The sequence below is a fragment of the Xenorhabdus mauleonii genome, assembly GCF_900113945.1.
GTDB classification, from domain to species: Bacteria; Pseudomonadota; Gammaproteobacteria; order Enterobacterales; family Enterobacteriaceae; genus Xenorhabdus; species Xenorhabdus mauleonii.
Window position 1 is genome coordinate 12,911 of the sequence record NZ_FORG01000026.1, and the last position, 14,997, is coordinate 27,907.

Annotated in this window: 10 protein-coding genes; 5 read left to right on the forward strand and 5 right to left on the reverse strand. The window is 43.1% G+C overall.

The window, feature by feature from the left end; all coding sequences use genetic code 11:
• Positions 1-37 precede the first annotated feature (37 nt).
• Together BM100_RS18260 and BM100_RS18270 are read left to right on the forward strand one after the other, a co-directional pair.
• Entirely contained in the window at positions 38-1,312 is a 1,275-nt protein-coding gene (locus tag BM100_RS18260; protein ID WP_092513579.1) for a polysaccharide deacetylase family protein, read from the forward strand.
• 445 nt (positions 1,313-1,757) lie between these two features.
• Positions 1,758-2,042, forward strand: coding sequence for a hypothetical protein (locus tag BM100_RS18270; RefSeq protein ID WP_092513583.1), 285 nt, complete (start codon positions 1,758-1,760; stop codon positions 2,040-2,042).
• Positions 2,043-2,156: 114 nt separating this feature from the next.
• Here BM100_RS18270 and malM read toward each other — a convergent pair whose 3' ends face one another.
• The 3 genes from malM to malK are packed head-to-tail and all read right to left on the reverse strand — an operon-like array spanning position 2,157 to position 5,531.
• Positions 2,157-3,128 (reverse strand): maltose operon protein MalM, encoded by a 972-nt coding sequence (malM, locus tag BM100_RS18275; protein WP_092513585.1) that lies wholly within the window; start codon positions 3,126-3,128, stop codon positions 2,157-2,159.
• A complete protein-coding gene (locus BM100_RS18280) occupies positions 3,128-4,384 on the reverse strand; it encodes a maltoporin (protein WP_092513587.1) in 1,257 nt (418 codons plus the stop codon). The genes malM and BM100_RS18280 overlap by 1 nt, the downstream gene beginning before the upstream one ends.
• A gap of 37 nt (positions 4,385-4,421) precedes the next feature.
• Positions 4,422-5,531, reverse strand: coding sequence for a maltose/maltodextrin ABC transporter ATP-binding protein MalK (gene malK, locus BM100_RS18285; RefSeq protein ID WP_092513589.1), 1,110 nt, complete (start codon positions 5,529-5,531; stop codon positions 4,422-4,424).
• A 549-nt stretch (positions 5,532-6,080) separates the two neighbouring features.
• On the opposite strand from malK, the gene malE reads away from it, so the two are divergent.
• The 3 genes from malE (at position 6,081) to malG (ending at position 9,894) form a co-directional block, all read left to right on the forward strand.
• The gene (gene malE, locus BM100_RS18290; RefSeq protein WP_092513591.1) at positions 6,081-7,280 is read left to right on the forward strand and encodes a maltose/maltodextrin ABC transporter substrate-binding protein MalE; all 1,200 of its coding nucleotides are present in this window, start codon (positions 6,081-6,083) and stop codon (positions 7,278-7,280) included.
• 144 nt (positions 7,281-7,424) lie between these two features.
• Entirely contained in the window at positions 7,425-8,990 is a 1,566-nt protein-coding gene (gene malF, locus BM100_RS18295) for a maltose ABC transporter permease MalF (protein WP_092513593.1), read from the forward strand.
• A 13-nt stretch (positions 8,991-9,003) separates the two neighbouring features.
• Positions 9,004-9,894, forward strand: a complete 891-nt coding sequence (gene malG, locus BM100_RS18300; protein WP_092513595.1) for a maltose ABC transporter permease MalG — start codon at positions 9,004-9,006, stop codon at positions 9,892-9,894.
• A gap of 149 nt (positions 9,895-10,043) precedes the next feature.
• Here the strand turns inward: malG and malQ are convergent, their stop codons facing one another.
• A complete protein-coding gene (malQ, locus tag BM100_RS18305; protein ID WP_092513597.1) occupies positions 10,044-12,260 on the reverse strand; it encodes a 4-alpha-glucanotransferase in 2,217 nt (738 codons plus the stop codon).
• 25 nt (positions 12,261-12,285) lie between these two features.
• Entirely contained in the window at positions 12,286-14,715 is a 2,430-nt protein-coding gene (gene malP, locus BM100_RS18310; RefSeq protein WP_092513599.1) for a maltodextrin phosphorylase, read from the reverse strand.
• Positions 14,716-14,997 lie beyond the last annotated feature (282 nt).

Consider the following 14,997-nt stretch of genomic DNA (forward strand, 5'->3'; position numbering starts at 1 on the left):
CTTCGGAGAGGGCATTTTTTTTGGGTGGAACATTAAAATGAGCCGAATTATTCATATTATTGCACTGGCTTCCTTAGCATTTTTATCGTGTTTCTCTAATCCCGCTTTGGCGATGTATCAACACTCGCCAAATTATCGTTACATGGAGCTACTCAGAAATAGTGAAATGTATGCTTGGGTTGGTGGGCACATTATTGAAGTAGGGGGATTTCAAAAAGGGCAACGTCTGAAGGTCATTGAAGCAGTTGGAGAGGAGAGTGATTATTACGAGTTTCATTTTGGCAACGGAACAGGCTACATCGCCAAAGAACAAGTAAAGGAAATCAGACGAGACTTATTTCCCGAAGATCCCTTTCAGAACCTCCATAAGAAGCCGACTCAAAATTTGGTGATTTTGAAACCAACCAAAATTTACAGCATACCCGAAGTTAATAGTAGAACAGTTGCGATTCTGGCAGGGAATATTCGTTATCCGATCTTGGACAAATTACAAGACACAGCACGTCATACTTGGTATGAAGTTAATTTAGGGGATAGATTGGGTTATATCCGCGATCAGGACGCTGAGCTGGATAATGGTATACCCGTATTAACTTACCACCATATTCTTAATGATAAAGACAATAAACGTTTTCGCCATACATCAACAACTACATCTCTGTCAGCCTTTCGTAGGCAAATGGGTTATTTGAAACAGGCAGGTTATACCACAATTTCACTTTATGAATTGGAAGGTTATCTAAATAGCACAATCAACTTGCCTGCAAAAGTGGTTAGCCTGACGTTTGATGATGGGCTGAAATCAGTTTACCGTTACGCCTACCCTATATTGAAAGAGAACGGACAAAAGGCGACCTTTTTTATTATTTCATCCCGAATTAAACGCTATCCGCAGAAATGGAATCCGGATAATTTGCAATTTACCAGTCTCGCTGAATTATCTGCGATGCGAAAAGTTTTTGATTTTCAATCCCATACCCATTTTTTACATCGTTTAGGAAAAAATAAACAACCTATACTATTCAGCCGGGTATTTAATACTATTTTATATGATTTCGAGCGCTCAAGGCGTGGCCTATCACAATTTAATCGGAATGTGCTTTACCTTTCTTATCCTTTTGGCGGATACAATCCAAAAGCAATGAAAGCCGCTAAACAGGCAGGATTTCACCTGGCTGTGACTACGGTACAAGGCAAAGTTAAACTGGGGGATAACCCTTTTTCGTTGAAGCGGTTATATATATTACGGACAGATCCGATTGAAAAAATGGCGAAAATAATAGCTAATAAGCCTGATCCAATGCTTTTATAACTGATTGATAATCATATATAGGATGTGAAATTATTTGGTTTTATCGTAATAGGGGGATAGCCCAAGGAATTTTTTATAGGATGAATCAATGATGGAATTTTTAAGAGAAATCAGAGACATGCTTTATGACTGTATCATATTCATGATCCGGTCATTATGGTGGGTATTAAAAAAAATTCTTAAAGCGATTTTAGGCGAAATTTTTGCCTGCTTAACGATTATAGCTTTTTTTGTTTTCTTATCTTTTGTTATTAACTCTGAGTTAAGGGTTTTCTTTATATTCAGTTTATTATTGGTTGTGATATGTTTTTACTTCTATTATAAATATCGAACTAGAATTAAAATTCACTTGAATAATAAAAGATACCTTGGTTTTTTTAAATGGAGGTTTTGGAAGTGATTCAGCGGATTTGATAATGATGAATTATTTTATAGGATGATACTTATGGATATATTAGACGAAATAGTTATGAAGATATTTGAGATATTTTATAATATCATTAAATATACTATTAAAATTTTGGCCTGGATGTTTAGGGTAGCAATAAGTAATATTGCTGTTTCTTTGCTTTCAATAGCTATTTTATTCTTTCTTTTGTTCTCACTAACCATTTCTAGATTTATATTAAATACGCTCTTTTTAGCAATGTTAGGTTTCTTGTTTTATAAAAATCGCAAAAAAATAAAAAATTTCCTTAATAAAAAAGGGATTATGGACTATTTCAAGTGAGTATTGTTCTGAAATTTCATGCAATAAAGTATTGCCAGTTCACATTAAGAGCCTATTCCTTTAGGCTCTTAAATGAAATCTGAAACCTTACTTATCATTTTATATGAATGAATATTACCCTTTATCTTTTATCATTTTGATAAAAGTTTCCCTTGCCGTCGGTGAACCTAGACGCTCAGCTTCATCCAATAATTTCAACGCCTTATCAATGTCACCATTGCGAATGGCTTTTTTGATTGCGTCATTGAAGTACTGTTCGGTATCGTTTAATACCGATTTTTTAGCTACTGTAATTGGTTGCGAGAGAGTTTCTGAGGTTGCTTTTGGCGGTAATATCGATGCAGCTGATTTAGAATCGATCGTAGAACCAACAGTGACTGGTTGCTGTACTGGGGCAGAAGTTTGTGCTGGCGTGGCAAATATCTGTCCAATCAAAATATTACCCGCATCATGCTCTGATTTTACCTTCAACGTCAGTGTTCCTGTTTCGGTATGGCGAGCGACGGGATCTGGAATATTGGGAACAGCATTACCTACACCTTGAGCATAAGCCTTCGCTGGATCAACCATTTGTGTAGAGGCTTTCAAATCAGCACGAGTGGTGTAAACCAACAAATAAATTTTTTGTTGCCCCAAAGCGGGAGTCAATTTTAATGCCCCTTCAAGCCTATCAACAGACATAATGCTCGGCTTCTGATAGCCAAAATAGCTGCTTGGATAAAAGGCAGCAGGGCGGAGTTGCTCATCAAGCACGATGACATTAGGTGAATATACCTGCTTATCCTTTATCAAACTAGTTAGAGTGATGTCTAATGAACCTTGGTTGGCTGGCAAGGAAAAAGCCGCTATGGGGCCGTGGATGTCCCCGCTATTCAGTTGCTGTGACATGCTATTAAGGGCAATTGTCTGAGTGGCAGAAGTATTAATGGGCTGCCACTGTAATGCTTGCAAGGTGGACTGAGATAGGGCTGGTGCTACAGAGGAAGCTGTATCAGGCTGCAAACCCTCTGATGTGGCAAAGCTCACAGCAGGCAGTGTATTGCAAAGCAGGGCACTGAGGCAGAGTGAAAGCAATTTTTTTTTCATTACCACCAAGCCTCAAACTGTGCGCCAAACGTAAATTCATCACTTTTACCACGGCTGAATCTGTGTGCTGCTGTATCGCGATAAGCCACGCCGTCAGTATAGCCCCATTTTTCATTCCACTTAGCATAAGTGGCAAATACACGAATGGCGGGGCGAGACCAGATACTATCGCCGGCTTGCCACTGCTGGGCTAGTGTTATCTTGTATTGATTGTTGTTTGCTTTGGTGCGTTGGGATTTCACATTATCGTAGCCAACTTCCATCAGGGTACTCATGATTGGAGTCCATTTATACATTGGACGAACCCCTACGGTGTACCATGTGTTGCCATTGTTATTGTCGCGGTTAATGTCCTGATACATGGCGACATACATGAGATCCCATTTATTCGAGAGATTGATTGCACCGTGATTCAAAATACGTAGCATATGCCCGTCGTTATTGACATTGGCACCCTCTGCACGGCCATTATTATTCGAAGCCATTGCGTCAGTGGCATACTGTAAGACAAACTTGTTGAATCCCCCTGACAGGCTTTGAGTATGTTCAGTTGTCAGCATTACGCCATCTTTGGAGGCATCTTTGTCAAGCTGGTACCCTTTGCGAGCATTAGCGCGCCCATAATCGATACCAAATTCCAGGGTTCCCCCGGCATTAACAGGTAAGTTGGCTAGCCGTATATCGAAAACATCATTTGAGGTTGGGATTTCTTTCTGCTCACCAGCAATCCAGCCATGTGAACCACCCGATTCGGTATTGCGGGTTACTGCGAAGGACAATTTACCAAACCCCAAATCGATATTCTCCAAGCCTGCACCGGGGCCTGAAATGTCCCAGTAATAGAAATCGATCATGTGTACATCGTGTCGCTGGTAGAAGCGTTTACCTGCCCATATTTTTGAGCCGGGCAACCAATCAATGATATTGTCTGCTGTTACATTGACTTCACGGACTCCCGGTTTGGTATCTTCCCAGTCTTTCTGCTGGGATACGGAGTAGGCTAAGTTTGTATCAAAATAGAAACGTTTGTTACCCTCTTTCCATAGTTCTTGCCCCAGCTTAAGTTCTGCATAGGTTTCACATTCGTTGCCGAGACGATATTTACTCTGGGCTCCTGTCGCTTGGGCGCATTTCTGTTCGCCGCCACTTCCTGTCCAGCCGATACCTGAACGGGCATAGCCATGAAAGTCAACTGCAACAGCCTGCATAGAGAATAGGCCAGTTAGCATGACCAATGAGAAAGGCAATATGCGCATGATAATTCTCCTGTTATTTTTTATGTCCGCGGATCGACTAGACTCCGGGCTCTTTGTGTAAACGTTGACATGCGGTGCCATCTTCTCGGAAAAGGTGGCACCGATGGGGAGCTAACCCGATAGTGAAGTTCACCCCTTCTTCCACGAGAACAATATCAGGCTGGCGGTAAACTAAATTTTGATGAATGGATGGGATGCGGATATGGATTTGGGTTTCATTGCCCAATTGTTCCACTATCTGTACTGTACCTTCCAACGTAACATCGGCTACGTCATTAGGTAAAAGGTGTTCAGGGCGGATCCCTAAAGACACGTTACAACCAACTGTAAGCCCCTTGCTGTCCACTGGCAACCAAATAGATTGGCCATTCGGGAGAATAATTTGGACTTGCTCGACAGCAATCGCGGAAACTTTAACGGGCAGGAAATTCATTTTTGGCGAACCAATAAAACCTGCGACAAAACGGTTGGCAGGATAATGATAAATTTCAAGAGGCTTACCAACTTGAGCGATATCCCCACTATCCAGTACAACAATCTTATCTGCCAGCGTCATCGCCTCAGTTTGATCATGGGTAACATAGATCATCGTTCGTTGCAGGCGTTTATGCAGGCGTGAAATTTCAATGCGCATCTGGACACGCAACGCAGCATCAAGATTGGAAAGTGGTTCATCAAGTAGAAAGATATTGGGTTCAGCAACCAAGGTTCGGCCAATCGCCACTCGCTGACGTTGCCCGCCAGACAGCGCTTTGGGGCGGCGATTCAGTAAATGGGCGAGCTGGAGGGTTTCAGCAACCTGCTGGACACGTTTCTGAATCTCGCTTTTTTTGATTCCGGCCAGTTTCATACCGAACGACATGTTATCTGCAACGGATAAATGGGGATATAGCGCATAAGACTGAAAAACCATGCCGACACTGCGTTTGGCTGGGGGAACTTCATTCACACGCTTTCCTGCAATTAATAAATCACCGGATGTGATGTCTTCTAATCCTGCGATCATCCTTAGTAACGTTGACTTACCGCATCCAGATGGGCCGACAAATACGACAAACTCCCCCTCCTGAATATCGAGATTGATATCTTTGGAGATGACAGTTTCACCATATGATTTAGATACATTGCGGAATGTGACGCTGGACATGTGTTCCCTCCCTCGGATTTGCCTCTTCAGTTTTTTACTCGTTTCTTGTTCGTACGTCTGTTTAGTTTGCTAATTTAGCTTGCTAACCAAGTTCGTTAACTTTGTACGTCTACGTTTCAGCTGTTTCAATTTCATCGCAATAAGAAACTTAGTGAAAAACTGATGGCAGGATTGTGTAAAAAATAACAGGCATCAGGATCCTCCATCCCAAAGTTTTTTGTGGGGGAGGAATAAGGATGATGAGATTAATAAGATTGAATGATTGAGGAGCAAATTGTCGGAAAAGGTGTGATTAATATCTCAAAAAATGATGTTTTATAAGGGGTAACATTCTGATTTTAATTATTTTTGCAAACTGGCTCACATTCATATTAGTTGAGGCGTAGAGGTAAGGATGATGAGTCTTTTTTTTATTAATAGCACACTGAGAGCCATTTTTTGGTTATGTGCTGAAGAAAGAAATTAGTCGTGAATAAATTATTTATTAATTAATGAATTAGCAATAAAGAAACTCATCCTGAACTGATAAATAAAAACAAGGGCGGAATGATGGCTAAAAAAATCTTGAAAGTGAGTGTCCACACTCTAATGCTTTCTGTTTTAGCAACATGGGGATTGTCTACTCCTGTATTTGCAAAACCAGAAGAAGGTAAGCTGGTTATTTGGATTAATGGCGATAAGGGTTACAACGGGCTGGCACAGGTTGGTGAAAAATTCGCAAAAGAGAGCGGAATTCCTGTTGTTGTTGAACACCCTGACAAGCTGGAAGAAAAATATACCCAGATAGCGGCTACTGGAGATGGGCCAGATATCATTTTCTGGGCACATGATCGTTTTGGGGGTTATGCACAATCAGGGTTAGTGACTGAAATTACACCTGAACAATCCTTCATTGATAAATTATTCCCCTTTACATGGGATGCAGTTCGTTATGATGGCAAATTAATGGGTTATCCGGTTGCCGTTGAAGCACTTTCTCTTATCTACAACAAAGACTTAATCAAATCTCCTCCCAAAACTTGGGAAGAAATCCCCGCTTTGGATAACGAGCTTAAGAAACAAAATAAAAGCGCAATTATGTTTAACTTGCAGGAGCCTTATTTTACTTGGCCGTTGATTGCCGCGGATGGTGGATATGCATTCAAAGCAGTAAACGGAACCTATGATGTTAAAAACAGTGGCGTAAATAACGCAGGCTCTAAAGCGGGTATGCAGTTTTTGGTTGATTTAATAAAAAATAAACATATTAGTGCGGATATTGATTATTCCATTGCTGAGGCTGCCTTCAATAAAGGCAATGCGGCGATGACAATCAATGGCCCGTGGGCTTGGTCAAATATAGATAAAAGTAAGCTCAATTATGGTGTTGCTTTATTACCAACCTTTAAGGGGAAACCATCCAAGCCTTTTGTTGGCATCTTGACTGCGGGCATTAATGCGGCCAGTCCCAATAAGGAACTGGCGAAGGAGTTTTTGGAAAACTATCTGCTGACCAATGAAGGGTTGGCAATGATGGATAAGGATAAGCCATTGGGAGCGGTGGCCTTGAAATCTTATCAGGCGATCCTTGAGAAAGATCCCCGTATAGCTGCCACAATGGAAAATGCCCAGAAAGGTGAAATCATGCCGAATATTTCACAAATGAGTAGCTTCTGGTATGCAATGCGCAGTGCCGTTCTCAATGTCGTGAGTGGTCGCCAAACAGTAGATGCGGCGCTCAATGATGCAGAAGTGAGAATAACAAAATAAATGTAAGGCTCCTGCTTTTTAAGGAGCCTTAGCACCTATTCCAGTAGTACTTATTTCAGTGGTGGATTAATTTCGGGATTTGATTACCGGAATGTAATTCCCGGGAAAATTTAATGACTGGGAAATAGTAACAGGAAGTGCAACATGTCAGCGACATTAGAAAAAAAAGTATGGTGGCAGCATTCTGCCCTGAAATGGTTGGCTATCGGTTTATGCCTGCTTTTTACTGGTTATTTGGTTGTATTAATGTATGCACGGGGCGAATACCTGTTTGCGATGTTGACATTAATATTACTGGGAAGTGGCATCTATGTTTTTTCTAATCGCAGGGCTTATGTCTGGCGCTATACCTATCCGGGGATTGCGGGAATAGGGTTGTTTATTCTGTTTCCGCTTATTTGTACGATAGCCATTGCTTTTACAAATTACAGTAGTTCCAATCAATTAACATTTGAGCGAGCTCAAACTGTGTTAATGAGCCGCCAGTATCAAGCAGGGCAACCATTTAATTTCAAATTGTATCCTGTATCTGATGAGCGTTGGGTTTTGGCATTCAACACGCCTGACAGTACGCAATTACTTGTATCGGTCCCTTTTTCATTTTCTGATCTTGATAAAGAAGAGGTGGATCTTAATTTACATGAGCAAGAAGATGATTTTGCCAGTCATGCTGCGACATTACGTACCATTACTCAAAATCGGCAGAAACTAGGTTTGCTGGTAGCCGTCCTTCCCGATAGTAGTCAATTGCGAATGAGCTCTCTGCGCCAGTTCTCGGCCATACATCCCCTTTATTCTCTTGGGGAAGATGGGACGACATTGACGAATAAACAGACTGGCATACAGTACCGCCCGAATATGGATACAGGGTTCTATCAATCCATTAACGCGAATGGGGAATGGGATAAAGAGACGTTAAGTCCGGGGTTCACTGTTTCTATTGGTTGGAAAAACTTTTTGCGGGTTATACAGGATGAAGGTATCCAGAAACCTTTTTTATCCATATTTGTCTGGACAGTGATTTTCTCTTTGCTCACGGTAATATTAACCGCTGCATTGGGTATGATCCTTGCCTGTATCATGCAATGGGAAGCCCTTAAGGGACGGGCAATTTACCGCGTGTTGCTTATTTTGCCTTACGCTGTTCCTTCCTTTATCTCTATTTTGATTTTTAAGGGATTGTTTAATCAAAGTTTTGGTGAAATTAATTTGGTGCTAAATGGTCTGTTTGGTCTGAAGCCGGATTGGTTCACTGATCCCACATTAGCCAGAACGATGTTGATAGTCGTGAATACGTGGCTGGGCTATCCCTATATGATGATCCTCTGCATGGGATTATTAAAGGCAATCCCTAATGATCTTTATGAAGCATCTGCACTTGATGGGGCTGGAACCTGGCAGAACTTTAGCAAAATTACCTTTCCATTACTGATAAAGCCGTTGACGCCGCTGCTGATAGCCAGTTTTGCGTTTAATTTTAATAACTTTGTCCTGATACAGTTATTAACCAACGGCAGGCCAGATCATATTGGTACAACAACGCCGGCAGGTTATACCGATCTGCTAGTGAGCTATACCTACCGCATTGCGTTTGAAGGTGGTGGTGGGCAAGACTTTGGTCTGGCAGCCGCTATTGCGACCCTCATTTTTCTGCTGGTGGGTGCTTTGGCGATCATCAATTTAAAAACCACTCGCATTAAATTTGATTGAGGAGAAAAAGAATATGGCGATGGTGCAACCTAAATCGCAACGGTGGCGGGTGTGGCTCACACATATCCTGATGTTATCTTTTATTGCCTTAATCTTGTTTCCTCTGTTGATGGTGATTGCGATTTCTTTGCGGCCGGGAAATTTTGCAACTGGTAGCCTCATTCCAGACACTATTTCATGGGAACATTGGAAATTGGCATTTGGTTATAGTGTTGAAACGCCTGATGGGCAGGTCATACCTCCACCATTTCCGGTAATGCAATGGCTTTGGAATTCGGTAAAAATCGCGCTGATGACGGCAACCGGAATTGTGGCACTTTCAACGACGTGTGCTTATGCATTTGCCCGAATGCGCTTTCGTGGCAAAAGCACGTTACTGAAAAGTATGCTGATTTTTCAGATGTTTCCTGCGGTACTTTCGCTGGTGGCACTGTATGCCTTGTTTGATCGGTTAGGAGAATATATTCCCTTTTTGGGACTTAATACCCACGGAGGAGTAATTTTTGCCTACATGGGAGGGATCGCCCTGCATGTGTGGACGATAAAAGGTTATTTTGAAACGATAGACCGTTCGTTAGAAGAGGCTGCAATGCTGGATGGCGCTACATCGTGGCAAGTTTTCCGTTTGATATTACTACCGCTTTCTGTACCAATATTGGCTGTTGTGTTTATCTTGTCCTTTATTGGCGTTATTACAGAAGTACCTGTGGCATCCCTATTATTGAGGGATGTGGATAATTACACGTTGGCAGTAGGGATGCAGCAATACCTTCATCCTCAAAATTATCTCTGGGGTGACTTTGCCGCTGCTGCCGTGCTTTCCGCAATCCCCATTACCGTGGTCTTCTTACTTGCCCAGCGTTGGCTGGTTGGTGGATTGACCTCGGGTAGTGTGAAAGGTTGAGATTAGATAAACTTTGCGCCGGTTTTATCCGATGTGCCGTAAAATCTCATCCTTTTTCGACACCCTCTTTAGGATAGAGAGGGTGTCAAATCCAGAATGAACCACCAACGATATTGTTTTTTCTCAGGTGGCTCTTAAGAGGATATGAATTATTTCCGATATTCGTTTACTGTTTGCAGTAGTTGATTGATATGTTCATCCGCAAACAGAGCTTCTAATGTAACGGTGAGCTTGTGCCGCCAGTTAGGATATTCCGTTGTGGTGCCCGGAATGTTGACAGGGTTTGCCATATCAAGCCAGTCTTCGGGTTGCAATCCTAATAAGGCACAATGACTATGAGCGATGTATCGGTGTATGCCTTGGTTGATAGGGGCTGACATTGGAAGCTCGCTTTCTTTTTGTAATATCGATTCTTGTAATGTCGATTTTTGTGTGGTCGCTTGCTGTGATGAGAGCAAATTAGCTTCTGTAGGCATTATTTCTAATTCTGATAGATAACCGTGTCGCTTTAAACTTGCCAATAATGCTTGTTTACAACGTTTACGTTCAGCATATAACTCAGCAAGAAGTGCCTTATTAGGGTATAAACCGATGCTTTCACCTAATGTCAGATCTCCTTTCTGCCAGAATCCACGTAAAGTGGGTAAATCATGAGTCGTAATCGTTGCCATAGCTTGCACGGGATATTCATTGGGAGCACGATATTCCCCCTTATCATTGCGTTCGAAATAAAACACCTTATAGGAATAAACCCCTCGTACCCGTAACTTATCAACAATTTCTTCCGGAACAATTCCTAAATCTTCGCCGATTACTAAACATTGATTACGTTGGCTTTCCAGTGCCAGAATTGCCAGCAAATCCTCAACCGGATAGGAAACATAAACACCTTTATCTGCGGTTTCCCCTTGTGGGATCCACCACAACCGCAAGAGTGACATTACATGATCTATGCGCAGAGCACCGCAATGGCGCATATTACTGCGTAGTAATTCAATGAAAGGTTGATAGGCTTGAGCTTTTAATACATGAGGATTCATTGGTGGAAGCCCCCAGTTTTGCCCCTTAGGCCCCAGAATATCAGGTGGAGCACCTACGGATGCTTTGGTGCAATAAATATCCCTGTTACACCATGTTTCCGAGCCGCCTTGTGCCACGCCTACAGCGAGATCGCGATAAATTCCGATTGGCATATGGTTGGCTTGGCTGGTGGAAAAGCATTCGGCAAGTTGGATATCGGCCAGCCATTGTAACCAAAGGAAAAACGCTACTTCTTCTGAATGAGTATCGCAGAATGCTTTGACAGCTTCACTTTCCGGCTCACGGTATTTTTCGGGCCATACCGGCCAGCCCCAATAGGTATTATTTTCTTCATACAGTTTATGGTGAAGGGCATCATAGGCAGCTTGAAAGTAAAGGTTTTTACCGCCTTTGCGTACAAATTGTTGAAAGCGGGTTTGTTGTGGATCAGCAGCCAAACGGCTTTTAAAGTGTGGATAGGCCAAGCGTAATGCGGACATTTTTAGTGCCATTACCGTGGAATAATCAACCCATTCTGTTTCGCGAGTTTGCTGGAGTTTGAGCTGTGTTTCGGGTAACTGCCACCATGCTTGTGCTTCGGGGCTGCATTTAAAATCTTCCACTTGATTTACGGCGATATAAATAATATTGAGCCAATGACGAGATGATGGGCTGTACGGGCTGGCATTTTCCGGCATGGCAGGATAGATGGCATGCAGGGGATTCAACCCCACAAAGGCACCACCGTATTGCGCCAGCTTTTGCAACATGAATTTCAGATCAGCAAAATCACCGATCCCCCAATTTTTTTCTGAGCGCAGAGTATAAAGCTGAATGCATGCGCCCCAGAGTTTTTCCCCATGTGTAATAGCTTGTGGTTCGTAGCAACGCTCTGGTGCAACAATAAGTTGCACGGACTGAGGCTGCATGGATCGAGCTGGGTTGGATTGTCGCTGAGAACTGCTTTCTGGTTCCACTTCCGGTATTAACGTCAGAGTGTGGTACCCCAAGGGCAAGATGGTTGATAACGTGAAGTGATACTGGCATCGACTATGAAATACTTCCCCTTGCTCAGTCTGTATCTGCCATTGATAACTGTTTGTATCATCCAAAGGCAAGTTTATTTCCTGCCCTTGAAGGAGAACAATAACATCAGGCAAAGAAGCAGTCTGTGTGGAGGTATTTGAGTGAAATACCGGCCTCTCGACCGGTATATCTGCATTCATGGCGTGTAAAATCCGATGCCTGATTTCAGCTGGGATAGCTTGTGGCTTTCCATAGGCATTAATAAATTCACTGGCGATACCGGCTTCAGTTGCCAATTCATCAAGACATTTGTTTTCCATACCCAATCCTTCTACCTTCCAGTTTTTACTGGATTTGCCAAATACGTTGTTGATAATCCTGAATAGTACGGTCAGAGCTAAATTTACCCATGCGGGCAGTATTGAGCACAGCACTGCGTACCCAGCCTTGAGTGTCACGGTACAAGGTGTCAATTTTCTTGTGGGCATGGCAATAGGAGGCAAAATCCTCCAGCACTAAATATGGGTCTCCCGCTTCAGTTAGACTATGTAGCATGAGATCAAAAGCATGTTTGTCCCCACGGCTGAATACACCGTTGGCGAGGTCGTCCAAGATGCTTTTTAGATGGTGGTTCTGTTGAAGAATATCCTGTGGGTTATAGCCGCTGTTTAGCAATATTTTGGCTTCTTCGACGGTCTTGCCGAAAATAAAGATATTGTCATTGCCGACTTGTTCCGCTATCTCGACATTCGCCCCATCCAAGGTGCCAATAGTCAGCGCGCCGTTCAGCGCCAGCTTCATATTACCAGTACCAGATGCTTCTTTGCCTGCTGTGGAGATCTGTTCGGATACATCCGCAGCTGGGATCATAAGTTCAGCAACAGACACATTGTAATCGGGAATAAATGCGATTTTGATGCGATCACGGACAATAGGGTCATGGTTAATTTTTTCGGCGGCATGATTGATTGCTGCAATAATATTTTTTGCGAGATAGTAACCAGGAGCAGCCTTTGCGCCAAACAGGAAAACTCGGGGGTGCATATCCAGTTCAGGATTATCCTGAATTTGTCGGTAAAGTGACAAAATATGGAGCAGATTCAGATGCTGGCGTTTGTATTCATGTAATCGTTTTATCTGCACATCGAAAATAGCATGAGGATCCAGTTTAAGCCCCATGACCTTATTGACATAGTTGGACAGGTGAATTTTATTCTCCTGTTTTATGGCTCGATAGTCTGTACGGAAGGCGTTGTCATCAGCATACGGTTCAAGCTGTCTGAGGGTACTGAGATCATTAATCCATTCGCAATTTAGTGTTTGGCTAATCAATGTAGAAAGTGCGGGATTGCATTGTTTCAACCAGCGACGGGGAGTGACGCCATTGGTGACATTGTGGAATTTAGTCGGCCACAATTGATGATATTCAGGGAACAAATCCGTCACAATCAGGGATGAATGGAGTGCTGCCACGCCATTGACCGCAAAGCAGGCGACAACGCAGAGGTTAGCCATTCTGACTTGGCTATCATGGATAACGGCCAGTTTTTCCCAGACTTGTTGGCTATTGGGCCAAGTCTGTTCCACGGTTTTTTTGAAGCGTTGATTGATTTCTTGGATGATGCGGTGATGGCGTGGCAGCAGTTCATGCATCAAGTGTTCATCCCAACGTTCCAAGCCTTCTGGCAGTAAAGTATGGTTGGTATAGGCAAACGTTTTGCCTGTAATTTCCCATGCAGCTTCCCAATCTAACTGATACTCATCAAGTAACAGGCGCATCATTTCCGGAATGGCGATAGTTGGGTGAGTATCGTTAAGTTGGATCACTTCGTATTGCGGCAATTCTTCTATCTTACGCCCAGCGCGTTGATGGCGGCGCAGAATATCAGCCACAGCACAGGCGCATTGGAAATATTGTTGCATCAGACGCAGCCGCTTGCCGGTTTGATGGTTATCGTTTGGGTAGAGCACCTTGGTCAGGCTGGCGGCATCAAGACCTTGCTGTTCAGCAAGAAGGAATTCCCCATCATTGAAAAGGGATAAATCAAAAGGGTTATCATAGGTTGCTTGCCATAAGCGCAACGGCTGGGTAACACCATTGCCATAACCGATAACAGGTAAATCCCACGCTTCACCGATCAGGGTAAATGCAGGTTCCCAAACTTCATGGCCATCGGCAGTTGTTATGATTTCACCGCCAAAATTAACCTCGACTTTTAGTTGGGCGTTATGGCGAAACCACGGATAGGAATCCCTTTCCCAGTTATCAGGCGCCTCTATTTGTTGCCCGTGTTCAAATGATTGGCGGAACAGGCCGTATTGATAATTCAGCCCATACCCTGTGGCGGGTTGATTGAGCGTTGCCATGGAATCGAGAAAACAGGCCGCCAACCGCCCCAGCCCGCCATTGCCTAAAGCAGGGTCGGTTTCCTCTTCCAGCAAATCGCTCAATATGATGCCATCTTCTGCCAAGTATTCCTCTACATCACCATACCAGCCAAGGTTAAGCAAATTACTGGCCGTCAGGCGCCCAATCAAAAATTCCATTGAAACATAGTTTACATGGCGCTGTTCATCAGTGGGTGGGATAGCTTGGTTTTGCTGGACGGAAAGGGGAAGTAATTCAGAAACCGCGGAGCTAACGGCTTGCCACCACTGATGCGGAGTCATTTCCTGAGCAGATTCAAGACCGAAACGCTGCCATTGGCGTGTGAGGGCTGCCTGAAACGTCGCTTTATCTAATTTGGCATTTTTATCTAATTCGAATCGTTGCATGGGATCGTTGTCCTGTCACTGAGTAAAGGTGATATAGAGGAAGTCGTTAGCGGCATATGCTGAAGGCTTGAGAGAGGGGAAACATCATCCCATGAAAATATTCGCGGGGAGGAGTTTAAGGGCGTAGCCATTTCTTTCGAATCTTTTCGCAATTTCATTGAGAAATGGAAAGGTTGCAATCAAAGAATGTGACAAGGTGCAATTTAACACAATGAAATCAATCAACTTGTTTGCAAAAGATTGGCATTTCTCTAAATTTGGTTGGGCGTTAAGGAAGCCAAT